This window comes from Corynebacterium freneyi, from assembly GCF_030408835.1.
In the GTDB taxonomy this organism is placed as follows: Bacteria; Actinomycetota; Actinomycetes; order Mycobacteriales; family Mycobacteriaceae; genus Corynebacterium; species Corynebacterium freneyi.
In genome coordinates, this window is the sequence record NZ_CP047357.1 from 460,517 (window position 1) to 483,607 (window position 23,091).

Genomic DNA, 23,091 nt, shown 5'->3' on the forward strand with positions numbered 1-23,091 from the left:
GTGAACGGACGGAAGGACGAGGAGACGGCGATGGGCGATCACCGTGACCCCCGGGGCACCCGGCGGGGTCATGCGGTGTCTGGCGTGGAGCATATGCCCACCCAGCAGGAGTTGGCGGCGGACGATCGATTCCTCGACGCCCTCGCCGCCGGTCGACGCGACGTGTGCGGAGCCGGCGTCTACGGCACCGATTCCTACCTCGCGTCCCTGATCGCCGACGCCCGCATCGCCGCCGATGCCGAGCTGCCGCCGTTTCCGGACATCGACCCCGCCGTGGCCATGCCCGCGCGCGACGTCGTGGACGTCGAGGTCGTGGCGACCGAAGACGACGTCGAGGCAGACGCCGCAGTCGAGGACGACGCCGCCGGGGACGGATCCGGCACCGCCGACGATGCGTCGGGCACCGTCGTCGAGGGGCCCGCCGCCTGGTGGCGGCCGTCACGCATCGGCAGCGCCCTGATCGGCGCGGCCGCGTCTCTGGTGCTGGTCGCCGGAGGTCTTTCCGCCGTCCACTCCGCCACCCCGGGCAGCTCCCTGTGGCCGGCGCGGGTGACCCTGTTCGGGGACCGCTCCGTGGAGTTGGAACTGGCGTCGACTCTGGACGAGGCCGACGCCGCGGGCAAGGCCGGCGATGCCGAACGCGCCCGCGAATTGCTGGAGCATGCCGAGCGGCTGCTGGCGGAGGTAGAGGAAAACGACCGCCCCGCGTTGGAATCGCAGATGCGTGAGACGGTCGAGCGCGTCCGCACCGTCACCCGAGCCCCGGAGACGGTGACCAACGAGCGCACCACCACCCACCGGGAAACGCGGACGCTGGAACCGGGGGTGGTCACCCACACCGAGGTGCGCACCGAGACCGTGACGGAGACGGTGACGTCGACCGTCGGCCAGGGGTCGTCGGGCGCGCCGGAAGAGACCGTCGGCCCGCCGTTGGTCAATGAACAGCCGACGCTGCCGACGGCCGACCCCGAGACGGTGCGTTCGGCGCTGCCGCAGATGCCGGGTGAATGACCGCGCCGGGGCGCGGCTGCGGGACTAGCGGTCGCGGCGCCCGTCGACGTAGCCCGCGCAGTAGTCCCACGGCGCGTATCGCGACGGATCCGGGTCGTACTGCGGTTCGTGGACGGGGGACTGCTCGCCCTTGAGCAGCAGCACGTAGTGCGTTTCCAGGACGTCCCAGTTGTAGTAGTGCGGCTCGTTGCAGTCCTCGCACATCATGGACACGCCCCACAGGCCCCTGGGGGCGAGGTCGGCGCGGAACGTGCGCACGGCTTCGAGGTCCTCCTCGACCTCGCGGCGCTCCTGGGCGGTCAGCGGAACGAAGGGTTCGTCCGGTTCGAGCAGGTGCGACGGGTCGTCGGGATCGCCCTCGAAAGGGTCACGCGGCATGGACGACCAAAAATCACGATTCACACCGCCCACCGTAGCCGGGGCCGGGGCCAAGTTACTACCCGCCCGAGATTGGGATTACCCTGTTGGGTAATCCGAACTTTCGGCGGCGCGACCAGGAGGACGACAATCCATGACGAACCCCACCGGAATCAGCTTGGGTGGCGATGACGCGGGCAAGATCCCGCTCGTCGGTCTCACCTTCGACGATGTTCTGCTCATCCCGGATGCCTCGGACGTGATCCCGTCCGGAGTGGACACGTCCACTCAGCTGACCCGCGAGCTGCGCCTCAACGTGCCGATCGTGTCGGCGGCGATGGACACGGTGACCGAGTCCCGCATGGCCATCGCGATGGCCCGCCAGGGCGGCATGGGCATCCTGCACCGCAATCTGTCGGTGGAGGATCAGGCGCAGCAGGTCGAGATCGTCAAGCGTTCCGAGGCCGGCATGGTGTCCAACCCGGTGACGTGCTCGCCGGACGAGACGATCGGGGAGGTCGACCAGAAGTGCGCCCGTTTCCGCATTTCGGGTCTGCCGGTCGTCGATGACGAGGGCAAGCTGGTCGGCATCTGCACCAACCGCGACATGCGGTTCGAGACCGATCCGTCGCGTCCGGTCCGCGAGGTCATGACGCCGATGCCGCTGGTCGTGGCGGAGCAGGGCGTTTCGGGCGACGCCGCCCTGAACCTGCTGCGCTCCCACAAGGTGGAGAAGCTGCCGATCGTCGACGGCGAGGGCAAGCTGACCGGTCTGATCACGGTGAAGGACTTCGTCAAGCAGGACCAGTACCCGAATTCCTCCAAGGACGGTTCGGGTCGTCTCTTGGTCGGCGCGGGCATCGGCACCGGCGAGGATTCGTGGAAGCGCGCGCATGCGCTTGCCGACGCCGGCGTGGACGCGCTCGTCGTGGACACCGCCCACGCCCACAACTCCGGCGTGCTGGAGATGGTGTCGCGCGTGAAGAAGGAGTTCGGCGACCGCGTGCAGGTCATCGGCGGCAACCTGGCCACCCGGGCCGCGGCGGAGGCCATGATCGAGGCGGGCGCCGACGCCATCAAGGTCGGCATCGGCCCGGGCTCGATCTGCACCACCCGCGTCGTCGCGGGCGTGGGCGCCCCGCAGATCACCGCGATCATGGAGGCGGCCGTGCCGGCGAAGAAGGCGGGCGTGCCGATCATCGCCGACGGCGGCATGCAGTTCTCGGGCGACATCGCCAAGGCGCTGGCCGCCGGCGCGTCGACGGTCATGCTGGGTTCGCTGCTGGCGGGCACGGCCGAGGCGCCGGGTGAGACCGTCGTGGTCAACGGCAAGCAGTACAAGATGTACCGCGGCATGGGCTCGCTGGGCGCCATGCAGGGGCGTGGCCTGACGGGCGAGAAGCGTTCGTTTTCCAAGGACCGTTACTTCCAGGCCGACGTGCTGTCGGAGGAGAAGCTGGTGCCGGAGGGCATCGAGGGTCGCGTGCCCTTCCGCGGTCACCTCGATGCGATCGTCCACCAGCTCGTCGGCGGTCTGCGCGCCGCGATGGGCTACACGGGGTCGGCGACCATCGAGCAGCTCAACGAGGCCAAGTTCGTGCAGATCACGGCGGCCGGCCTGCGCGAGTCCCACCCGCACGACATCCAGATGACGGTCGAGGCGCCGAACTACTACCAGCGCTAGTTTCCCGCTGTATCGCCGCGCCCCGGGCCCTCCCGTGGTGGGGCGGCCGCGGGCACAACGCCTAAAGAAGGAATTCCACATTGCGTGACATGGTCGAAATCGGCATGGGCCGCGAGGCCCGCCGCACCTATGAGCTCGAGGACGTCGCCATCGTGCCGTCCCGCCGCACCCGTTCGTCGAAGGACGTGGACACGCGGTGGAACATCGACGCCTACGAGTTCGGCTTCCCGCTTATGATGCACCCGACCGATTCGATCTCCGGCCCGGAGTCGGCGGCGGAGTTCGCCCGCCTGGGTGGCCTGGCGGTGCTGAACGCGGAGGGCATTTGGGCCCGCCACGAGGACGGTGCCGCGGCGATCGCGAAGGTCGTCGAGGCCGCGTCGGGTGCGGAGTGGACGCCCGAGTCCGCGAACAAGGTGCTGCAGGAGCTGCATGCGGCGCCGATCGACGAGGAACTGCTGGTCCGCCGGATCACCGAGCTGCGCGAGACCGGCGCCATCACGGCCGTGCGAGTCAGCCCGCAGCGGTGCCGTGAACTGACCCCGATCCTGGTGAAGGCGGGCATCGACCTGCTGGTCGTCCAGGGCACCCTGATTTCCGCGGAGCACGTCACCTCCGACGGCGAGCCGCTGAACCTGAAGGACTTCATCGGCTCGCTCGACGTGCCGGTCATCGTGGGCGGCGTGGTGGACTACCGCACGGCGCTGCACATGATGCGCACGGGCGCGGCCGGCGTCATCGTCGGCCCGGGCACCACGACGACGCCGTCGGCTCTGGGCATCGACGTGCCCATGGCCACGGCCATCGCCGACGCCGCCGCGGCCCGCCGCGACTACCTGGACGAGACCGGCGGCCGCTACGTCCACGTCATCGCCGACGGCGGCATCGAAACCGCGGGTTGCATCGCCAAGGCCATCGCCTGCGGCGCCGATGCGGTTGCGCTGTCGCACCTGCTGGCCGACGCTGCGGAGGCGCCGGGCAAGGGCTGGCACTGGCCGTCGGCCGCCGCGCACCCGAAGTACCCGCGCGGTTTCGTCGACAACGTCCACCTGGCCCCGGAGAGCGCCGAGCACCCGTCGATGGAGGAGCTGCTCTTCGGCCCGGCCGCCGATCCGTTCGGCACCCGCAACCTGGTCGGCGGCATCAAGCGGGCCATGGCCAAGTGCGGCTTCACGGACGTGAAGTCCTTCCAGCGCGTGGACCTGGCCATCCACTAGTTTTTCGCGCGGTCGGACACCGCGTTTCATGGAGGGCGGCGCCCGGGTTTGTCCCGGGCGCCGCTTTCGCGTCGCGGGCGCGAGTCTCCGGAAAAACGGTTCCGGCAACCGGGTTGATTGCTACCGTTGCCAAAAAGAGGCGGTGCGCCACCAGCCCGGCCGCCGCCCGGAACGTCCGCCCCGCGGGGCGGGGAGGGAAGAGTGACATGGGTGCGCGACGCGACTATGACGTGTTGGTGATCGGCTCGGGCTTCGGAGGCTCGGTGGCCGCGCTGCGGCTGACCGAGAAGGGATACCGCGTCGGCGTGATCGAGGCGGGCCGCCGGTTCGAGGACCATGAGTTCGCCAAGACCAGCTGGCGGCTGCACAAGTACCTGTGGGCCCCGCAGTTCGGCCTGTTCGGCGTGCAGCGGGTCCACCTGCTCAAGGACGTGATGATCCTCGCCGGCGCCGGCGTCGGCGGCGGGTCGCTGAACTACGCCAACACGCTGTACAAGCCGCCGTCGCCGTTCTTCCGGGATCCGCAGTGGGCGGACATCACCGACTGGGAGAAGGAGCTGACCCCGTACTACGAGCAGGCCCGCAAGATGCTCGGCGTGGTCACCAACCCGTCGGTCACCCCCGCCGACCGCGTCATGCGGGAAGTCGCCGAGGACATGGGCGTCGGCGACACGTTCGTGCCGACGCCCGTCGGCGTGTTCTTCGGCGAAAAGACCGGCGGCGAGGGCGCTCCGGGCGAACTCGTGCCCGACCCGTACTTCGGCGGTGCCGGCCCCGAGCGCCGCGCGTGCACCGAATGCGGCGAGTGCATGACCGGCTGCCGCCACAACGCCAAGAACACCCTGCTGAAGAACTACCTCCACCTGGCGGAGGCGGCCGGGGCGCACATCATCCCGCGCACCACCGTCCGCGAGCTCCACCCGCGGGCCGACGGCTCGTGGGACGTCGTCACCGAGCGCACGGGCGCCTGGGTGAACAAGCGCCGCCGCACGTACACCGCGGACCAGGTCATCGTCGCCGCCGGTTCCTGGGGCAGCCAGAACCTGCTGCACCGCCAGCGCAGCGACGGACACCTGCCCAACATGTCGTCGCGCCTGGGCTACCTGACCCGCACCAACTCCGAGGCCATCGTCGGCGCCATGCGCCCGACCCTCGACCCGAACGCCGACTACTCGGAGGGCGTGGCCATCACGTCGTCGTTCTTCCCGGAGCCCAACACCCACATCGAGCCGGTGCGCTACGGCAAGGGGTCCAACGCCATCGCCCTGCTGCAGACCCTCATGACCGACGGCGGCGCCGGCGGGCCGCGCTGGTGGAAGCTGATCAAGGAGCTCGCCGCCGACCCGAAGGTCATTTTCCAGCTGTTCAACCTGCGCAAGTGGTCGCAGCGCACCGTGATCTCGCTGGTGATGCAGAACTCGAACAACAGCCTGACCACCCACCTGAACAAGTGGGGGCCGCTGCGCCTGCTGTCGTCGCGTCAGGGCGAGGGCGAACCCAACCCGTCGTGGATCCCCGCGGGCAACGAAGCCACCCGCCGCGTCGCCGAGAAGATCGGCGGCATCGCCGGCGGCACATGGGGCGAGATCTTCAACATTCCGCTCACCGCCCACTTCATCGGCGGTGCGCCGATCTCGGCTTCCCCGGAGCGCGGCGTCGTCGACCCGTACAACCGCGTGTGGGGATACCCGACGCTGCACATCACCGACGGCACGTCCATGCCCGCCAACCCGGGCGTCAACCCGTCGCTGTCCATCACCGCGATCGCCGAGCGCGCCACCGCCCTGTGGCCGAACAAGGGCGAGGCCGACCCCCGCCCGTCGCAGGACGAGGCCTACCGCGACGTCGCGCCCGTGGCCCCGGTCGCCCCGACCGTGCCCGCCGACGCCCCGGCCGCCCTCAATTTGGGCATGCCCGTCCGCAGGTGACGGTGGACGGGCGACGCGGCGGGCGTCGTAAAGCATGAAGCCGACGCGAAGCCGGGGGCGGAGCCGAAAAGGGCCCGCCCCCGCACGTGCGCTAAAATCGCGGTGTGTCTGAACAGGTAAACCACCCCGTACTCGTCGTCGACTTCGGCGCGCAGTATGCGCAGCTCATCGCCCGCCGCGTTCGCGAGGCCAACATCTACTCCGAAGTCGTGCCGCACACCGCCACGATCGAGGAGATCCGCGCCAAGAGCCCGCGTGCGCTGGTGCTTTCCGGCGGCCCGTCCAGCGTCTACGCCGAAGATGCCCCGGCCCTGGATCCGCAGCTGCTCGAGCTGGGCATTCCGGTGTTCGGCATCTGCTACGGCTTCCAGGCCATGACCCGCGCGCTGGGCGGCACCGTCGCCGCCACCGGCGACCGCGAATACGGCCGCACCACCATGACCGTGGCGGGCGAGGACGTGCTCCACGCCGGCGCCCCGGAAACCCACGAGGTGTGGATGAGCCACGGCGACGCCGTGACCGAGGCCCCCGAGGGCTTCACCGTCACCGCGTCGACCAAGGGCGCGCCGGTGGCCGCGTTCGAGTGCCTCGAGCGGAAGATGGCCGGCGTGCAGTACCACCCGGAGGTCAACCACTCGCCGTACGGCCAGCAGGCGTTGGAGCGCTTCCTCACCGAGATCGCGGGGCTCGAGCAGAACTGGACCGCCGCGAACATCGCCGAGGAGCTCATCGACGCCGTGCGCGAGCAGGTCGGCGACGGTCGGGCGATTTGCGGCCTGTCCGGCGGCGTCGACTCCGCCGTCGCCGCCGCGCTGGTGCAGCGCGCCATCGGCGACCGCCTCACCTGCGTGTTCGTCGATCACGGTCTGCTGCGCCAGGGAGAGCGCGAGCAGGTGGAGACGGACTTCGTCGCCGCCACCGGCGCGAAGCTGATCACCGTCGACGACTCGGCGGTCTTCCTCGACGCGCTGGCCGGCATCACCGACCCGGAGACCAAGCGCAAGACCATCGGCCGCGAGTTCATCCGCTCCTTCGAACGCGCCGTCGCCCGGGCCCTGGAGGGCGCGCCGGAGGGCGAGACCGTGGACTTCCTGGTCCAGGGCACCCTGTACCCGGACGTCGTCGAATCCGGCGGCGGCTCCGGCACCGCGAACATCAAGAGCCACCACAACGTCGGCGGCCTGCCCGATGACGTCGAGTTCACGCTCGTCGAGCCGCTGCGCCTGCTGTTCAAGGACGAGGTCCGCGCCGTGGGCCGCGAGCTGGGGCTGCCGGAGGCCATCGTCGGCCGCCAGCCGTTCCCGGGCCCGGGCCTGGGCATCCGCATCATCGGTGCCGTCGACGAGGAGCGCCTGGACACCCTGCGCCGCGCCGACGCCATTGCCCGCGAGGAGATGACCGCCGCCGGCCTGGACGACGTCGTCTGGCAGTGCCCGGTGGTGCTGCTCGCCGACGTCCGTTCCGTGGGCGTGCAGGGTGATGGCCGCACCTACGGCCACCCGATCGTGCTGCGCCCGGTGACGTCTGAGGACGCGATGACCGCCGACTGGACGCGCGTGCCTTACGACGTGCTCGAGCGGATCTCCACCCGCATCACCAACGAGGTGGCGGAGGTCAACCGAGTGGTCCTGGACATCACGTCCAAGCCGCCGGGAACCATCGAGTGGGAGTAAGCCCGGTGGTCGGGTCGCCGTCGAGCATGGCTTCCTAGCCGGCGAGGGCCGTGTCCGTGAGTTGAGCGAACTCGCGGGCGCGGCCCTTTTCCGTCAGTGCGGAGGTGTTCTTCGCGATGGTGATGCGCCCATCGGCCTCCAGGGTGCGGAGAGCGGCGTGCACGGCATCGTCGTCAAGCATGGCGAAGTAGGACAGGTGGTCGGTGAAGAAGACGTAACCGTCGCGTAGACGTGCGACGAAGAGGACCGCGAGGATGCGGGCCTCTGGTGAGTCGGCGGGGTAGGGGCAGCGCTGTGCGAAGTTGTCGGGAAGTTGTGCGGCCGCCGGGAGGAATCCGAATTGCTGCGGCAGGATTGCGCAGGTAGCGGTGATGGCCGAAAGTGCGATGACCACGACAGTCGCGACGGAGCTTGAGGGGATGTGCTCGGTGACAGCAGCAATAATCCATGCGCCTGGGAACATCAGCAGCATGCTTATGCCGCCAGTCCAGGAAATGTCGTTCGGCGACTCGCGCATCGGCTCGGCGAAACGGGATGGCCTGGTTTTTTCGTCGGGTGTTTTCGCGTGGCGCGCGAAGACGCTGATGCCGATGAGCGCCAGCAAAAGCGCCGTCACGCTCCACCAGCCGATGGCGCCGATGATCCGGGCCTGGAGCAGCGCGAGCAGTGCGATGAGCGCAGTGGCGGCGCCAATCACCGTTCCCAGCCGCACGGGGTCGTTGATGAATGCCGTCGTGCGTTCGGCGGCGTCCCGGTAAGACGCCGAAGAGTGCAGGCGTTGGTTGCGCTCGGTCATGCTTCTTCACTGTAGTAACGCGGGGACCATGGATTGCCCGGTGCCGGATGGCTAGGGTTATGCCCATGAGCATCGTCAAGATCAACGCCATTTCCGTTCCCGAAGGCGCCGGCGAGGAGCTGGAGCGTCGCTTTTCCGCCAACTCCTCGAAGATGGCCGACGTCCCGGGCTTCATCGGTTTCCAGCTGCTGCGTCCGACCGCGGGGGAGAGCCGCTACTTCGTCTTCACCGAGTGGGAGAACGAGGAGGCCTACCAGGGCTGGCGCGGTGGCCGTGCTTTCAAGGCCTCGCACGAGGGCGAGGAGCGCAAGCCGGTGTCGTCGTCGGCTGAGCTGCTGGAGTTCGACGTCGTCCTGGACGTGCCCGGCTCCGCGTAGCCGTTCTTGGGGCGGGACGACGACCCGCCCGCCCCGCCTGTTCCGCCGACCTTTTCGGTCGGCGGTTTTCGCGTTTTTCGGGGCCGTCGGTCGGGTGACCGGGACTGTTGACGACGTTCCGGGCATGCGCATACACTTTCGAACGTAGTAAATGTGTTCGATCGTCGGGGAGGTCGTCATGTCCGCGTTGCGCGCCGTGCCGGACCTGTCCGGGTTGAATCGCGAGGACACCGTCGCCGCGTTGCGGAAATCCATGGCGGGGTTGGGGGCCGTCGTGCCCGAGCCTGCCAGTGGTCGCGGCGGCGACGGGGGTCGCGGTTCCCATGTCGTGGTCGGCGATGGTGGAGTCGGCGATGGTGGCGGTGTTGTTCCTGCAGCTGGAGATGGGTATTCCGTCGCTGATGGGCGCGTTCCCGTTCCCGCCGGACTTGCGGGGCTTCTCGACGGCGGCCTGCTCAAGGGTGCCGTCAGTTCCATTGACGCCGCCGGTGCGGTGGTGGCGGGGATTCTCGCCGAAGTCACCGCCGTCGGCGGGCATGTCGCGCTCGTCGGCCTGCCGGATTTCGCGCCGCTGAGCATCGTCGAACACGGTGGCGATCTCTCCCGGGTTCTCGACGTGCCGGAACCCGGCGAATCGCCCCTCGAGGTGGTGGCGCTCTTGGCCGATGGCGTCGACGTGGTCGTCGTCAAGCTGGAGCGCATGCCCCCGCCCTCGGCCGCGCGTCCCGTCATGGCCCGGCTGCGGGGGTCGGGGTGCGCGCTGCTGTACGTCGGCGAGGGATGGCCGGGATCGAAGGTGTCGGTGGCGTCGCGGGTGACGGCGATCCACGGGCTCGGCGCGGGGCACGGGCGCATCCGCGGGGTCGAGTTCCACGTCACGGCGCGCGGGGCGGGGCGGCCCGAACGTGGCGTGCGCTGGACCATCGGCGACTGCCCGACGTCGGAGGCTGCGGCGACGGAGGCGACGGCGCTCGACGTGCGGGAAGGCTCCGGCGCGGCCGGCGGCGTGGTCCCGTTGCCGCTGCGGAAGGCCGAATGAGGGGCGGGCGACGGTGACGCGGATCCTGGGCATGTGGCTGCCCGATTGGCCGATTCAGGCGGCGCGGTTTTCCGGCGCGACGGGCGGGGCCGGGCCGCAGGCGCCCATCGCGGTGCTGTCCGACGCGACCGTGGCGGCCTGCTCCGATGCGGCGCGGCGGGCGGGCGTGCGGCGTGGCCAGGGGCGTCGGCATGCGCAGGCGGCATGTCCCGACCTGATCGTCGTCGACGCTGACCCGGCGCGCGACGCCCGCGAGTTCGAGCCGGTGCTCGACCGCATCGGCGACGTCGCCGCGGGAGTGGAGGCGCTGCGGCCCGGACTGGTGGTCCTCGGCGTCGACGGCCCGGCGAAGTATCACGGCGGCGAGGCGAAGACGGTGGAGATGCTCCTCGACGCCGCCGCGCTCGCCGGGGCGGATTGCCTCGTCGGCATCGCCGATGACGTGACCACCGCGGTGCTCGCCGCGAGGCGGGGCGTGCAGCTGCCCGTCGGCGGTGGCCCGGCGTTTTTGCGCGGGGTGTCGTTGGCGGAGGTCGCGGCGGAAACGGCCCTGGATTTCCCGGCGGCGCTGGGGCGGGCCTGGGTGGATCTGGGTTTGCGGACGCTTGGCGACGTCGCCGACCTTCCCGCCCGCGACGTGGCGGGCCGGTTCGGGACGGAGGGCGCGAGATGGCGGAAGGTCGCCGCCGGGGAGCTGGAGCGGCGGGTGGCGCCCCGGACGCCGCCGCGGGACCTGGCGATCGTGCATCGCCCGGAGGAGACGCTGACGCGCGTCGACGCCGCCGCGTTCATCGCCCGCGCGCTGGCGGCGAAGCTGCATCATCGGCTGCGCGAGCACGGGTTGGCGTGTCATCGGCTCGCGGTGACCGCGGAGTTCACCGACGGCGCCGAACTGCGCCGCGTGTGGCGTTGCGCCGGTCCGCTCGACGAAGCGGCCACCGCCGACCGCGTGCGCTGGCAGCTCGACGGGTGGTTGACCGGGCGCGCCATCGCCGCAGCGGAGGCCGCGGCGGGGACCACCGCGCAGACGGCGGTGGAGGGGGAGGGCGACTCCGCCGGCCCGGTCGACGTCGTCGATGACGCCATCGACGACGATGCCCCCGACGCCCGCGGCATCGCGGCGTTGACGTTGGAGCCGCTGGAGGTCATCGTCGCCGGCGTCGAACGCGATGCGCTGTGGGGCGGGGCCGATGCGGCGTCGGAACGGGCGGGCAGGGCCGCCGCCCGAGTCCAGGGTCTGCTCGGCCCGGAGGCGGTGCGCCGACCCGTCGACGTCGGCGGCCGCGGCCCGTCCGAACGCGTGGCCATGGTCCCGGTGGGGGAGGAGGCCCCTCCCGTCACGGGGCGGTGGCCCGGGGCGCTGCCCGCGCCGAACCCGGCGGTCACGCCGGGCGGGTCGGCGTCCCCTCAGTCACCGTCGGCGCGTCACCCCGCGTCGAAGGTCGGGTTGCACGACGCCGCCGGCGACACCATCGCCGTCACCGGGCGGGGCACCCTCACCGGCGTGCCCGCCGTGTTGCGCTGGGGCGGCCGCGACCACGAGGTCACCGCATGGGCCGGGCCATGGCCCGTCGACGAACGCTGGTGGACCCCCGACGACGCCCGCCGCGCCGCCCGCATGCACGTCGCCGTGGACGCCCCCGCCGGGGCGGGTGGGCGCGGGCCGCAGGCGTTCCTGCTCATCGGCCACGCGGGAAAGTGGCGCATCGAAGGCAGATACGGCTGAGGGAAACGGTGAACTTAACGGGCCTCGATGTCGATGATCAGCCGCGTCGGATTCTGGGCCTTGAACACCTTGAACCCGGGGCGCTCGCCGTCGATGCCCACCACGTACTGCGTGGCGCCCTCGAAGGTGCCGAAACCGCGGACCTCCGTGATCGCCGACGTGCCCTCCGGCTTGACCGGGCCATTCGGGTAATCCTCCACGTTGAAGTCGAAGGGATAGCCCGTGCCGCGCACGTCGACGGACAACTTGTGGGCGCCGCTGACGCTGATCGGGTTGCCGCTGCCCTGCTGGGTCGGCATGTCCTCGTACCGCACCCAGTACCCCGGCTCGCCGTCGCCGATGAACTCGATGACGATGCGGTCGAAACCATCGTGCGAGCCGATGCGGACATCCTTGATGCCCAGGTAGGAACCGTCCGCGGGGGCCGCCTCCGCCGGGGCGTCCGAGTAGTCGACGTCGGGGGCGGGGTCGGCCTCCAGCGTCGCCGGCGCCCCTCCGCCGCCGTCGGCGCCCGAGGACGTGGGCGTGCCCTCCGAGCGCATCGACACCGCCGAATCGACGTCCGGCTCCGCCCCGGACGAGCAGGCGGCGAGGCCGAGGACGAGGGAGCCCGCGGCGATCACCGCCGCCACGGAGCGGGCGGTGGCGCGGTTCGAACGGGTCGAGGTGCGGGGGCCGAGCATCATGCTTTCGACCGTAGGACGGCTTTTTTTGAATGGCAATTAGCCCGAAGCGCAAAACCCCAGGTCGCTGGGTACAGAGTGAAAAGTGTTGTCAAACGGTGACCGGACGGGGGAGGCAACCGTGACCCCGGACACCTTGTTAGGCTTAACTCATGACGGAAACCGTGTGCTCTGACCTGGGACATGAGCCGCTGCCGGGTACGGCGAAAGGCGGCGTCCTGTTCATCGCGCTCGAGCATCAGTATGGGTGGAGCCACGACATCCTCGATGGCGGGGTGTTCGGCGAGGAGCTGACCGCCCGCATCAAGGATTGGCTCGCCGAGCGCGGCGGTTCGCTGCAGTTGATCCGCAAGCCGGGGCGTCTCGGCCAGATCCCCTGTGACGGCGTGACCATGTACGTGGCGCATTGCCCGCCGCGGATCGACGCGCCGGACGGGGCCGGGGCGGGGGAGGGCGCCGCGTTTTCGGCGCCGCGCCTGGAGGTCCGCACGGTCTGCGACGTCGAGGAGATGCTGTCGCTGGACGTTCGGCTGGGGCGGCCGACGGAGGGGGCTCGCGTCGTCGACGAGCCGTTGTTGCTGGTGTGCACGCACGGCAAGCGCGACCGGTGCTGTGCGGTGAAGGGGCGGCCGATCGCCCAGGCGCTCAACAACGTCCACCCGGATGCGGTGTGGGAGACGTCGCATTCCAAGGGGCACCGGTTTGCGCCGGCGTTGGTGCTGTTGCCGTGGAATTACTCGTACGGGCGGCTGTCGGCGGTCGAGACGAAGCAGATGCTTGACGACGCCTCGTCGGGAATCCTCCACGCCGGAGGGTGCCGCGGCCGCGGGGTGTGGGATGCCCGCGGGCAGGTCGCGGAACTCGCGGCGCGCGGGGAGGTCGATGAGTGGGCGATCGACGCCGTGGCCGCGGTGGACGTCGCCGACGTGGTCGACGCGGTGTTGGACGAGGGCGCCGGGCATTCGCCGGAGACGCTCGAGCGGCTGCGCGGGGTGCTGGTGCATGCGCCGGCCGCCGATGCCGCCGCCGTCGTGGAGTTCGACGACGGCCGCACCGTCGGCGTGGCTCTCGAGCAGACGGTCACCGAGGGCGTGGTGTCCTCCTGCGGCGACGCGCCCGGCCCGAAGAAGGGCTGGCGGGCGCTGGCCGCGGCGGAGATCTAGCGGGTCATGGCGCCTAGCGGCGCATGACCTTCTTCGCCAGGAAATTGCCCAGCAGCTGGGCGGCCTGGACGATGAGGATGATCACCAGGGTGGTCACCAGCGTCACGTTCCAGTCGAAGGCGCGGTAGCCGTAGACGATGGCGAAGTCGCCCAGGCCACCGCCGCCGATGTAGCCGGCCATGGCCGACATGTCGACGACCGCGATGAACGCGAAGGTGTAGCCCAGGATCAGCGGGCCGAGGGCCTCGGGGACGATGACCGTGCGGATGATCCGCCACGGCCCCGCGCCCATCGCCCGGGCGGCCTCGATGACGCCGGGGTCGATGGCCATGAGGTTCTGCTCGACCAGGCGGGCGACGGCGAAGGACGCGGCGATGGTCATGACGAAGATCGCCGCCCCGGTGCCGATGGTCTTGCCCACCACGAGTTTGGTCAGCGGGCCGACGGCCGTGACCAGGATGATGAACGGGATCGGCCGCACGAAGTTCACGGCCAGGTTCAGCAGGGTGTGCAGCGGGCCGGACGGCAGCACGCCGGACGACCGGGAGACGTACAGCAGCACGCCCAGCACCAGTCCGACGAGGCCGCCGATGACCATGGTCACGCAGACCATCCACAGCGTTTCGCCGAAGGCGTCCCACATGCGGGGGCCCAGCAGCTCCCAGTCGGTGTCGCGGGCGAGGATCTCGGTGGCCGTCGACGTGGCCGCCGCGGCGGTCGCGGTTGCGGTGGTGACGCTCATCGGATGACCTCGCTTTCGGTGAATTCGTCGAGCCGTGCGACGACGCGCTCGGCCGCCGCGGCCACGTCATCGGGGGCCGCGTCGCCCGTCGCGCTGAGGCGCAGCGTCAGACGGCCGAACGACCGGGCCTGCACGTTGGTCACGGACCCGTGCGCCACGGTGGCGTCGAGCCCTTCGGCGCGGGCGATGTCGAGGACCCGGCCCAGGGGCACGGCGTCATCCACTCTGACGGTGACCAGCGCGGCGGCGGGGCCGTCGTCAAGCGAACCCAACGCCGAATCGAGCTCCCGGCCCTTCGGACGGTCCCGCAGCGCCGTGGAGGCGAAACGCCGGCCGACGTCGGTGGTCGGGTTGGCGAACAGATCATGGACCGTGGCGTGCTCGACGACGCGACCGTTTTCCATCACCGCGACACGGTCGGCGATGGCGCGCACCACCGACATCTCATGGGTGATCAGCACGATGGTGACGCCGAACGTGCGGTTGACCTCGCGCAGCAGCTCCAGGACATCCGCGGTGGTCTCCGGGTCGAGGGCCGAGGTGGCCTCGTCGGCCAGCAGCAGCGACGGGTTCGTGGCCAGCGCGCGGGCGATGCCGACGCGTTGTTTCTGCCCGCCGGACAGTTGCTCCGGGTAGGAATCGCCGCGGTCGCCGAGGCCCACGAACTCGAGGAGCTCGGCGACGCGGCGCTTGCGTTCGGCACGTTCCACGCCCGCCAACTCCAGCGGGTAGGCGACGTTGCCGGCCACCGTGCGGGAGGTGAAGAGATTGAACTGCTGGAAGATCATGCCGATGTCCCGGCGGACCTCCCGCAGCTTCTTCTCCTTCATCCCCGCGATGTCGACTCCGTCGAGGAGCACCTCGCCCGAGGTCGGGTTCTCCAGCCCGTTGATCAGGCGGATCAGCGTCGACTTGCCGGCACCGGAGTAGCCGATGACGCCGAGCACCCCGCCCGGTTCGACGGACAGGGTGACGTCGTCGACGGCGCTGGTGGCGTTGGCGCCGGAGCCGAAGACCTTGGAAACTCCGCGCAGTTCGACGCGGGTGCCGGGCTTACTCGGCATCGGGGTTCTCGCGGGCTTCCTGTTCGGCGTCGTCGAGGATCTTCTCCAGGTCTTCGACGGGGCGCTGCACCGGGATGGAGGTGCCGCGGGAGTCGCGGGCCACGGCCTCGGTGACCTCCGGGCCGTGCCAGATCTCGGCGAGCTTCTTCAGCTGCTCATTGTCCTTGTTGGCCTGGGTGGTGGCGAAGACGTTGATGTACGGCTCGGCGGCCTTGTCGTTCGGGTCGTCCTTGAAGATCGCCGAGTTCGGGTCGATGTCGGCGCGGTCGAGGAAGGTGTTGTTGATGACGGCCGGGGTGCCCTCGCCGTAGGCGGCGGGGGTCTGGGCGGCGTCGATCGGGGTGACGGTGACGCGGGACTTCTCCGTGTCGATGTCCAGAGGGGACGGGTTGGCGGAGTCGCCCTTGAGGGCGATGAGGCCGGCCTTCTCCAGCACGCTCAGGGCGCGGCCCTGGTTGGTGGAGTCGTTGGGGATGACGACCTCGGTGCCGTCCTTGATGTCGTCGACGGAGTCGCCGTCCTTCCAGTACAGACCCAGCGGGACGATCTCGGTCGAGGCGATCGGGGTGAGGTCGGCGCCGGAGCCGACGTTGTACTGCGCCAGGTACTTGATGTGCTGGAACAGGTTGACGTCGAGGTCGCCTTCGGCGAGGGCGGTGTTGACCGGCGGGTACTCCGTGAAGGGCACGATCTCCATGTCGATGCCGGCTTCCTCGACCTGCTTTTCGAAGACCTGCCAGGCCTCCTTTTCGAAGTCGGTGGTGCCGATGCGGATGGTGTCGCCTTCGGCGAGGGGTGCCGCGGGGTCGTCGTTGCCGCAGGCGACCAGGCCGGTGGCCGCGAAGGCCAGGGCGACGGCGCCGGCTGCGAAACGTCGCAATGCCATGTGTCTCTCCTTGCAGTGGGGTCCGTCGCACTGTTCGCGAATAGACCAAGCTGTCTTGTTGTGGGATTAGCGTAGCACCCTGGGCGGATCAGCTAAAAAGCGCCGTCGGCGGTGGTGGGTGCGGGTGCGGTGGGGTGCGCGGTCGCGGGCGGTGCGTGACGACGGTCTGCGGGGGTGCGGGCAAGCCCCGGACCAGGAATGTTCGAATGCGTGTTCGCGCCAATCCGTGGTCGGGGCTAGCGTGTGGGCCATGAGCGTGTGGAGGGGTTTCGCGGGCGGCGTCGGTGATGGGGTCAATGATGGGATCGGTGGTGGAGTCGGCGACGGGGCCGGTGGTGCCGCCGGTGCCGGTGCGGGCTCTCGTGCCGGGGGGCCTTTGAGCTGGTCGAGAATCGAACGGATCTTGTCCGGGAGATCGGTGGGGACGTTGACTCCCGGGTACGGCTTCAACGGGCATCGTCGGGGCGGAGGCCGGGGAAGTGGTGTCGTCGGCGGGGGTGGCCGCGTCGATGGTCCCGCGAATGTCTGGGCGAATGTCCGATCGAATGGCGCATCGGATGGCGTCGGCGGCGATGTGTCCGTCGGCGTCGTCGGCCTAGTCGGCGGCGTCGACCTGCATTGCCGGACCAGCTACTCCTTCCTGCACGGGGCGTCCGACCCGGCCGATTTGGTGGACGAAGCGGTGCGGTTGGGGCTGCGGGCGCTGGGCATCGCCGATCGTGACGGGCTCTACGGGGTCGCCCGGTTCGCGGAGGCCGCGGCGGAGGCGGGACTGGACACGATCATCGGGGCGGAGCTGTCGCTGCCGCGGGCGCCGTTGACGGTGCTGGCGCGCGGGCCGGAGGGGTACCGGCGGCTCAGCCGCGTCATCAACGACGCCCTCATGTCCGGCGGGAAGAAGGGGGTGGCCCGCTACCCGGCGCTGCCGGAATTGGCGCAGGCCGCCGACGGGTACTGGCAGGTGCTCGCCGACGTCGCCTGGCTGCCGCATCTCGGGGAGCTGGTCGCGGCGTTCGGCCCGGACGACGTGGCGGTGGACCATCACGTCGACCCGACCCCGGGCGCCGCCGACGACCAGCGCGATCTCGCCGCCGCGGCGGCCGAACACGGACTTCGGCAGGTGGCCGGCGCCGCGGCGACGGCGGCGACTCCGGCGGATGCGCGGGTGGCCGGGGCGAAGCATGCGCTGGCGCAGCGCGAATCCCTCGACGACCATGAACCGAAGCTGCCGCCGACCGGGGGATCGTGGCTGCGGTCCAGCGCCGAGTTGGAGGCCATCTTCGGGCACCTGCCCGGCGTGCTGGACGCCACGGCGCAGGTGGCGGCGGAATGCGCGTTCACGCTGGACCTCATCGCGCCGAACCTGCCGGCCTGGGACGTTCCCGAAGGCCACGACGAGTCTTCATGGTTGGCCCACATCGCCCGCGCCGGGGCGTTGCGACGCTACGGGCCGGCCGAGGGGCTGGACGCCGACGCGACCGGAGCATCCGACGAGGGCGGGGGAGGTGCGCCGACCGTCGTCACGCAAGCCTGGAAGCAGCTGGAACGCGAACTCGACGTGATCGGGGAACTGGGCTTTCCGGGGTATTTCCTCATCGTCCACGACATCTGCGAATTCTGCCGACGCGAGAACATCCTGGCGCAGGGACGCGGCTCGGCGGCGAACTCGGTGGTGTGCTTCGCCCTGGGCATCACCAACGTCGACCCCATTGCGGCGGGGCTGCTGTTCGAACGGTTCCTGTCGCCCGAACGCGACGGCCCGCCCGACATCGACCTGGACATCGAATCCGGGCGGCGCGAGGAGGTCATCCAGTACGTCTACCGGCGCTACGGCCGCGACAACGCCGCGCAGGTGGCCAACGTGATCACCTACCGGCGACGCGGGGCGCTGCGCGACGCCGCCCGGGCACTGGGGCACGCGCCGGGCGTCGTCGACGCGTGGGTCAACGGGACCGCGCAGCCGCCCGAGCAGGTCACCGCACTCGCCGAACGGTTGCTCGGGCAACCCCGACACCTGGGCATCCACTCCGGCGGCATGGTCATCTGCGACCGGCCCATCGCCGACGTCGTGCCCGTGGAATGGGCGCGGATGGAAAACCGGTCCGTGGTGCAGTGGGACAAGGACGACTGCGCGGCCGCCGGACTGGTGAAGTTCGACCTGCTGGGGCTGGGCATGCTCGAGGCGATCCACCACTGCATCGACCTGGTCGCCGAACACCGAGGGCGGACCGTGCGGCTGTGGGAGATCGACGTGGCCGAAAAAGCCGTCTACGACATGCTGTCGCGTGCCGACGCCGTCGGAGTGTTCCAGGTCGAATCGCGCGCGCAGCTGGCCACGCTGCCCAGGCTGCGGCCGCGGGAATTCTTCGACCTGGTCGTCGAGGTGGCGCTGATCCGCCCCGGCCCCATCCAGGGCGGCAGCGTCCACCCGTACATCCGGCGACGCAACGGGCTCGAACCGGTGACCTACGACCACCCGGTGCTGGAAAAATCGCTGGGCAAAACCCTGGGCATCCCCCTGTTCCAGGAACAGCTCATGCAGATCGCCGTCGACGCCGCCGGGTTCACCGGGGCGGAAGCCGACTCGCTGCGCCGGGCGATGGGCGCCAAACGCTCCGTGGAGCGGATGGAGGCGCTGCGCACCCGGTTCCTCGACGGGCTGCGACGGACCAACGGCATCGTCGGCGACGTCGCGGACCGGCTGTGGAACAAGATCGTCGCCTTCGCCGCCTACGGGTTCCCCGAATCGCACGCCCAGTCCTTCGCGTCGCTGGTGTACTTCTCGGCGTGGTTCAAATACCACTACCCGGCGGAGTTCTGCGTCGCCTTGCTGCGGGCGCAGCCGATGGGCTTCTACTCGCCGCAGTCGCTGGTCGCCGACGCCCGCCGCCACGGAGTCGGGTGCGACGGCCCGGACGTCAACGTCTCCGGCGTCGAGGCGGACTGCCCGGGCGGGCGGATCCGGCTGGGTCTGGGGTCGGTGGCGGGGCTTGGCGACGACGCCGCCCGACGCATCGTCGACGCCCGGGACCGCTGCGGCGCGGAGGCCGACGAGGCCGGCCTTTTCCGTGGCGGACCTTTTCGCGACGTCGCCGACCTGGCGCGACGAGCGTCGCTCGACGTCTCCCACGTGGAGGCCCTGGCCCGGGCGGGGGCGCTGGAATGCCTGGGGATGGACCGTCGTCAAGCACTGTGGGCCGCCGGCATCGCGGCGACCGAACACGAGGGCATGCTGCCCGGATTGACCGTCGCCTCCGCCCCCGCGCTGCCCGGCATGACCGAATTCGAACTGGCGGCGGCCGACCTGGCGGGCACCGGCGTCACCCCGGGGGAGTACCCGGTGGCGCGACTGCGCGGGGAACTCGACGCGATCGGAGTGACCCCCGCGGCGCAGCTGGGCGCGGTGGAGGATTCGTCGCGGGTGCTGGTGGCGGGCATCGTGACCCACCGGCAACGCCCCGGAACCGCCGGCGGCGTGATCTTCCTGGGCATGGAAGACGAAACCGGGCTGATGAACGTCCTGTGCACCCCGGGACTGTGGCAGCGGTTCCGGACCATCGCCACCGTCGAACGGGCGCTGGTGGTGCGCGGCATCGCCCAAAACGCCTCCGGCGCGGTGACCATCGTCGCCGACAAACTCACCCCGCTGCGCGAGGTCGTCGCCGCCCCCGTCATCGCCGGGCGCAGCCGGGACTTCCGATGATCGGGGGAAGGGGCACAGCACGTGACCGGACGATCGGGGAAAGGGGCGCAGCACGTGATCCGATGATCGAGGGAAAGCTGACGGCGTTGCTAGTCAGTCGCACCGCCGCAGTGATCCGGGGGCGCGCCGTCGTCGCGGGCCCCGCCTTTCCTATGATCGTCGGGTATGCGGCACACCTATGCATCCTCCCTCGCGCCCGACGGCAGCGCGATCGCGTACATCGTGCGCGAACGCGGCTACCCCAAGGCCGTGCAGGTGGCGCTGACCGACGACGGTCTCGGCGACGAACGCCCCGTGAAACTCCCCGTCGACGGCCCCGTGACCCGCGTGCTGCACTCGCCCGACGCCCGCTGGATCGCCTGCGAAGTCTCCCCGCTGGGCACCGAACGCCTGGAAACGTGGCTCGTGTCCACCGACCCCGCCATCCCCGGGGCCAAACGACTGCAACTGTCCGGCGACGCGAAGACCATGTTGGTCGAATGGGATCGCGACAAACTCGCCATGGACGCCGTCGACGCCGACGGCATCACCGAAGGCCGCCTCGTCGACCCCGAAACCGGCGACTACGCCGTCCTCGACCGCCGCACCGACTCGCTGCTGGTCTCCGCGGAATCCGGCCACGCCCTCATGCGGGTCGGCCCCCGCGGCAGCCGCGAACTGCTGCTGGTCAAGCCCGACGGGACGTGGCTGCCGCTGCTGCGCCCCGAACCCGGCGCCATGACCGACGCCGGCACCATCCTGCGCGACGAATCCGCGACCGCCGACGGCCGCGTCACCGTCATCGCGTGTTCGGATCATTCCTCGGATCGTCGCCGCGTGCTGCGCATCGTCGTCGACGGCCGCGACGTCACCGCCGAAGAGTGGATCGGCAACCCGGATTCGGACGTCGACGAGTTCGTCATCAGCGAAGACCTCACCACCGCCGCCGTGCTGTGGAACACCTCCGGCGTCTCCCTGTTGGACCTGCTCACCCTTGGCGACGACCAGAAAGTGCTGGTCCGACGGTCGGTGGAGCTGCCGGGCATGGTCGCTTCCGGCCTGTCCATCACCGACGACGGCGAGCTGCTGTCCCTGACCGTCGAAGGCCCGAATCTGCCGCCGACGGTGGAGATCCTGCGCACGTCGACCGGCAAGATCGAGCCGATCAACGTCGACCGCACGCGCCGCATCGCCGAGCGCGCCCAGGAAAACTACATCCCGGAGCTGGTGCACTTCACCGCCCGCGACGGCCTGGAACTGTCGGGTTGGCTCTACCACGGGGAAGGCGAGGACGCCGCGGGCCCGCAGCCGGTGTACATCCACCTGCACGGTGGCCCGGAGCTGCAGTCCAGGCCGGTCAACCATGACATCCTCACCACGCTGGTGGACTCCGGCGTCACCGTTTTCACCCCGAACATCCGCGGTTCGTCGGGCGCCGGGCGATCGGTGCTCCACGCCGACGACCGCTACGGGCGGTTCGCCGCCATCGACGACGTCGCCGACACCGCCCGTTTCCTCGTCGACACCGGCATCGGCGACCCGGAGCGGTTGGCGCTGGGCGGCCGCAGCTACGGCGGGTTCCTGTCGCTGCTCGTCGCGTCGCGGTACCCGGATCTGTTCCGGTGCATCGTCGATGCGTGCGGCATGACCAGCTTCGAAAGCTACTACGGGTCCACCGAGCCGTGGCTGGCTGCGGCCGCGTACCCGAAGTACGGATACCCGTTCCAGGACGCCGAGCTGCTGCGGCAGGTGTCGCCGCTGAACCGGGCGGCGGGCATCGTCACTCCGGTGCTGTTCATCCACGGCGAATGGGACACGAACGTGCCGGAGCGCGAGTCGCTGCAGATGCGCGATGCGCTCGGCGCCCGCGGCGTTCCCACCGAGTACCTGCGGGTTCCGGGGGAGGGGCACAAGTTCGCCAAGCCGAAGAGCCGCCGCCTCATCGCCGCGGCGCTGCTGGACTTTTTGGGCGACCATGGCTTGGTGACCACTCCGAACCTGGCTCCGCTCGATTCCCGCATCGCCGAAATGAAGGCCGGTGCCCCGGGGGTCGAAGACTAGGTGTCGTGTCCCGCCGACGCCCCGGGGGTCGAAGACTAGGTGTCGTGTCCCGCCGGCGCCCCGGGGGTCGAAGACTAGGTGTCGTGTCCCGCGGAAGTCGTTCGCAACCTACCGGGACACGGCAGTTAGTCGACAAATGCAGCCACGGAATTTCTCGTCCTGGTCTTTTATCGGCGTTCACTCGGTGTGAGGCTGCATTTGTCGTATTCAGGTCCTTCTCGGCGTCCCCATCGGGCCGCCATCCGCCGGGTCGGCGGCGACCGGCGATCCAGGTGCCGCGTACGCTGTTCCACCGTGACCGACACCCCCAGCGCAGGCGCCCCCGGGATCGGTGCGACCGAAGCCAACGCGTCAACGCCCGACGCCGATGCCCCTGCTTCGTCTCCGTATTGCCACGTTCTCTTCGCCAGCCCGCAGATTCCGCCGAACACGGGCAACGCGATCCGCATGTGCGCGGGCACGGGGGCGGCGCTCCATCTGGCGGAGCCGCTGGGATTCAACTTCGAGGAGCGCCACGTCCGCCGCGCCGGTCTCGACTACCACGATCTGGCCGAGGTTCACGTCCACCCTTCGTTGGACGTTGCGCTGACGCAGCTGGTGGGGCCGGTTTCTCTGCTTGCCGACGGTGAGGGGCCGTCCGCCGGTGGCGCTCGGAACGACGGCGACGGACTGCCTGAAGGGGACGCGCGGAACGCGGGTGACGGGCTGCCCGACGGTGCGGACCGGGAATCCGGGGCCGTTGGCGCGCGTCCGCGGGTGTTCGCGTTCACGGCGCACGCGGAGAAGTGGCACGTTGACGTGGACTACCGCCCGGGTGACGTGCTGCTGTTCGGCCCCGAGCCGACGGGTCTGTCCGACGAGGCGCTGGCCGACCCGAGGGTGACGGATCTGATTCGCATCCCGATGATCCCGGGGCGGCGCAGCATGAACCTGTCCAACGCGGCGGCGGTGGCGGCGTACGAGGCGTGGCGGCAGATGGGGTTCCCCGGCGGGCATTAGTAC

General features: G+C 70.3%; 18 protein-coding genes. 12 read left to right on the plus strand and 6 right to left on the minus strand.

Translation table 11 applies throughout. The features are described 5' to 3' along the window. On the plus strand, positions 1-1,011 hold the full coding sequence (locus CFREN_RS02015; protein WP_209654170.1) for a hypothetical protein: 1,011 nt from the start codon (positions 1-3) through the stop codon (positions 1,009-1,011). A 24-nt stretch (positions 1,012-1,035) separates the two neighbouring features. On the opposite strand, the gene CFREN_RS02020 is transcribed toward CFREN_RS02015, so the two are convergent. Continuing rightward, the gene (locus CFREN_RS02020) at positions 1,036-1,389 is read right to left on the minus strand and encodes a DUF5319 domain-containing protein (RefSeq protein WP_070519308.1); all 354 of its coding nucleotides are present in this window, start codon (positions 1,387-1,389) and stop codon (positions 1,036-1,038) included. A gap of 133 nt (positions 1,390-1,522) precedes the next feature. On the opposite strand from CFREN_RS02020, the gene guaB reads away from it, so the two are divergent. From guaB to guaA, 4 genes are all read left to right on the plus strand, one after another. After that, positions 1,523-3,052, plus strand: a complete 1,530-nt coding sequence (gene guaB / locus CFREN_RS02025; protein WP_035121112.1) for an IMP dehydrogenase — start codon at positions 1,523-1,525, stop codon at positions 3,050-3,052. A gap of 80 nt (positions 3,053-3,132) precedes the next feature. Beyond that, positions 3,133-4,269 (plus strand): GuaB3 family IMP dehydrogenase-related protein, encoded by a 1,137-nt coding sequence (locus CFREN_RS02030; protein ID WP_070519305.1) that lies wholly within the window; start codon positions 3,133-3,135, stop codon positions 4,267-4,269. Positions 4,270-4,475: 206 nt separating this feature from the next. Then, positions 4,476-6,197 (plus strand): FAD-dependent oxidoreductase, encoded by a 1,722-nt coding sequence (locus tag CFREN_RS02035; RefSeq protein WP_070519303.1) that lies wholly within the window; start codon positions 4,476-4,478, stop codon positions 6,195-6,197. A 104-nt stretch (positions 6,198-6,301) separates the two neighbouring features. Continuing rightward, the gene (guaA, locus tag CFREN_RS02040; RefSeq protein WP_070519301.1) at positions 6,302-7,870 is read left to right on the plus strand and encodes a glutamine-hydrolyzing GMP synthase; all 1,569 of its coding nucleotides are present in this window, start codon (positions 6,302-6,304) and stop codon (positions 7,868-7,870) included. Between the two features lie 34 nt (positions 7,871-7,904). Here the strand turns inward: guaA and CFREN_RS02045 are convergent, their stop codons facing one another. Further along, positions 7,905-8,666 carry a hypothetical protein gene (locus CFREN_RS02045; protein WP_244979561.1) on the minus strand — a complete coding sequence of 254 codons (762 nt, stop codon included), beginning with the start codon at positions 8,664-8,666 and terminating at the stop codon, positions 7,905-7,907. Between the two features lie 65 nt (positions 8,667-8,731). Here CFREN_RS02045 and CFREN_RS02050 point away from each other — a divergent pair, with 65 nt between their 5' ends. The 3 genes from CFREN_RS02050 (at position 8,732) to CFREN_RS02060 (ending at position 11,808) form a co-directional block, all read left to right on the plus strand. After that, complete coding sequence (locus CFREN_RS02050; protein ID WP_198028635.1) at positions 8,732-9,043, plus strand: antibiotic biosynthesis monooxygenase family protein; 312 nt, start codon at positions 8,732-8,734, stop codon at positions 9,041-9,043. Positions 9,044-9,194: 151 nt separating this feature from the next. After that, entirely contained in the window at positions 9,195-10,082 is an 888-nt protein-coding gene (gene imuA', locus CFREN_RS02055) for a DnaE2-dependent mutagenesis accessory factor ImuA' (protein WP_209654169.1), read from the plus strand. Between the two features lie 13 nt (positions 10,083-10,095). Beyond that, the gene (locus CFREN_RS02060) at positions 10,096-11,808 is read left to right on the plus strand and encodes a Y-family DNA polymerase (RefSeq protein ID WP_239253044.1); all 1,713 of its coding nucleotides are present in this window, start codon (positions 10,096-10,098) and stop codon (positions 11,806-11,808) included. Positions 11,809-11,822: 14 nt separating this feature from the next. Here CFREN_RS02060 and CFREN_RS02065 read toward each other — a convergent pair whose 3' ends face one another. Continuing rightward, a complete protein-coding gene (locus CFREN_RS02065; protein WP_244979560.1) occupies positions 11,823-12,494 on the minus strand; it encodes an AMIN-like domain-containing (lipo)protein in 672 nt (223 codons plus the stop codon). A gap of 149 nt (positions 12,495-12,643) precedes the next feature. Here CFREN_RS02065 and CFREN_RS02070 point away from each other — a divergent pair, with 149 nt between their 5' ends. Further along, a complete protein-coding gene (locus CFREN_RS02070) occupies positions 12,644-13,654 on the plus strand; it encodes a sucrase ferredoxin (protein WP_070519297.1) in 1,011 nt (336 codons plus the stop codon). Positions 13,655-13,667: 13 nt separating this feature from the next. Here the strand turns inward: CFREN_RS02070 and CFREN_RS02075 are convergent, their stop codons facing one another. From CFREN_RS02075 to CFREN_RS02085, 3 genes are all read right to left on the minus strand, one after another. Next, on the minus strand, positions 13,668-14,297 hold the full coding sequence (locus CFREN_RS02075) for a methionine ABC transporter permease (protein ID WP_070519329.1): 630 nt from the start codon (positions 14,295-14,297) through the stop codon (positions 13,668-13,670). 95 nt (positions 14,298-14,392) lie between these two features. Beyond that, entirely contained in the window at positions 14,393-15,460 is a 1,068-nt protein-coding gene (locus CFREN_RS02080) for a methionine ABC transporter ATP-binding protein (RefSeq protein ID WP_209654168.1), read from the minus strand. Further along, on the minus strand, positions 15,450-16,346 hold the full coding sequence (locus tag CFREN_RS02085) for a MetQ/NlpA family ABC transporter substrate-binding protein (RefSeq protein WP_209654167.1): 897 nt from the start codon (positions 16,344-16,346) through the stop codon (positions 15,450-15,452). Before CFREN_RS02085 ends, CFREN_RS02080 begins: the two co-directional genes overlap by 11 nt. Before the next feature lie 304 nt (positions 16,347-16,650). Here CFREN_RS02085 and CFREN_RS02090 point away from each other — a divergent pair, with 304 nt between their 5' ends. The 3 genes from CFREN_RS02090 (at position 16,651) to CFREN_RS02100 (ending at position 23,088) form a co-directional block, all read left to right on the plus strand. Continuing rightward, positions 16,651-20,049, plus strand: coding sequence for an error-prone DNA polymerase (locus CFREN_RS02090; RefSeq protein ID WP_246580231.1), 3,399 nt, complete (start codon positions 16,651-16,653; stop codon positions 20,047-20,049). A gap of 165 nt (positions 20,050-20,214) precedes the next feature. Beyond that, on the plus strand, positions 20,215-22,089 hold the full coding sequence (locus CFREN_RS02095) for an alpha/beta hydrolase family protein (RefSeq protein WP_070519293.1): 1,875 nt from the start codon (positions 20,215-20,217) through the stop codon (positions 22,087-22,089). Positions 22,090-22,416: 327 nt separating this feature from the next. Then, entirely contained in the window at positions 22,417-23,088 is a 672-nt protein-coding gene (locus CFREN_RS02100) for a tRNA (cytidine(34)-2'-O)-methyltransferase (protein ID WP_209654803.1), read from the plus strand. The last annotated feature ends 3 nt before the right edge of the window (positions 23,089-23,091 follow it).

Excerpts from the sequence above, each read along its gene's own strand:
- CFREN_RS02050 (WP_198028635.1), top strand. The coding sequence starts at position 8,732 with ATGAGCATCGTCAAGATCAACGCCATTTCCGTTCCCGAAGGCGCCGGC.
- CFREN_RS02075 (WP_070519329.1), bottom strand. The coding sequence starts at position 14,297 with ATGTGGGACGCCTTCGGCGAAACGCTGTGGATGGTCTGCGTGACCATG.
- imuA' (WP_209654169.1), top strand. The coding sequence starts at position 9,195 with ATGTGTTCGATCGTCGGGGAGGTCGTCATGTCCGCGTTGCGCGCCGTG.
- CFREN_RS02045 (WP_244979561.1), bottom strand. The coding sequence starts at position 8,666 with ATGACCGAGCGCAACCAACGCCTGCACTCTTCGGCGTCTTACCGGGAC.
- CFREN_RS02035 (WP_070519303.1), top strand. The coding sequence starts at position 4,476 with ATGGGTGCGCGACGCGACTATGACGTGTTGGTGATCGGCTCGGGCTTC.
- CFREN_RS02080 (WP_209654168.1), bottom strand. The coding sequence starts at position 15,460 with ATGCCGAGTAAGCCCGGCACCCGCGTCGAACTGCGCGGAGTTTCCAAG.
- CFREN_RS02065 (WP_244979560.1), bottom strand. The coding sequence starts at position 12,494 with ATGATGCTCGGCCCCCGCACCTCGACCCGTTCGAACCGCGCCACCGCC.
- CFREN_RS02085 (WP_209654167.1), bottom strand. The coding sequence starts at position 16,346 with ATGGCATTGCGACGTTTCGCAGCCGGCGCCGTCGCCCTGGCCTTCGCG.
- guaB (WP_035121112.1), top strand. The coding sequence starts at position 1,523 with ATGACGAACCCCACCGGAATCAGCTTGGGTGGCGATGACGCGGGCAAG.
- CFREN_RS02020 (WP_070519308.1), bottom strand. The coding sequence starts at position 1,389 with ATGCCGCGTGACCCTTTCGAGGGCGATCCCGACGACCCGTCGCACCTG.
- CFREN_RS02070 (WP_070519297.1), top strand. The coding sequence starts at position 12,644 with ATGACGGAAACCGTGTGCTCTGACCTGGGACATGAGCCGCTGCCGGGT.
- CFREN_RS02095 (WP_070519293.1), top strand. The coding sequence starts at position 20,215 with ATGCGGCACACCTATGCATCCTCCCTCGCGCCCGACGGCAGCGCGATC.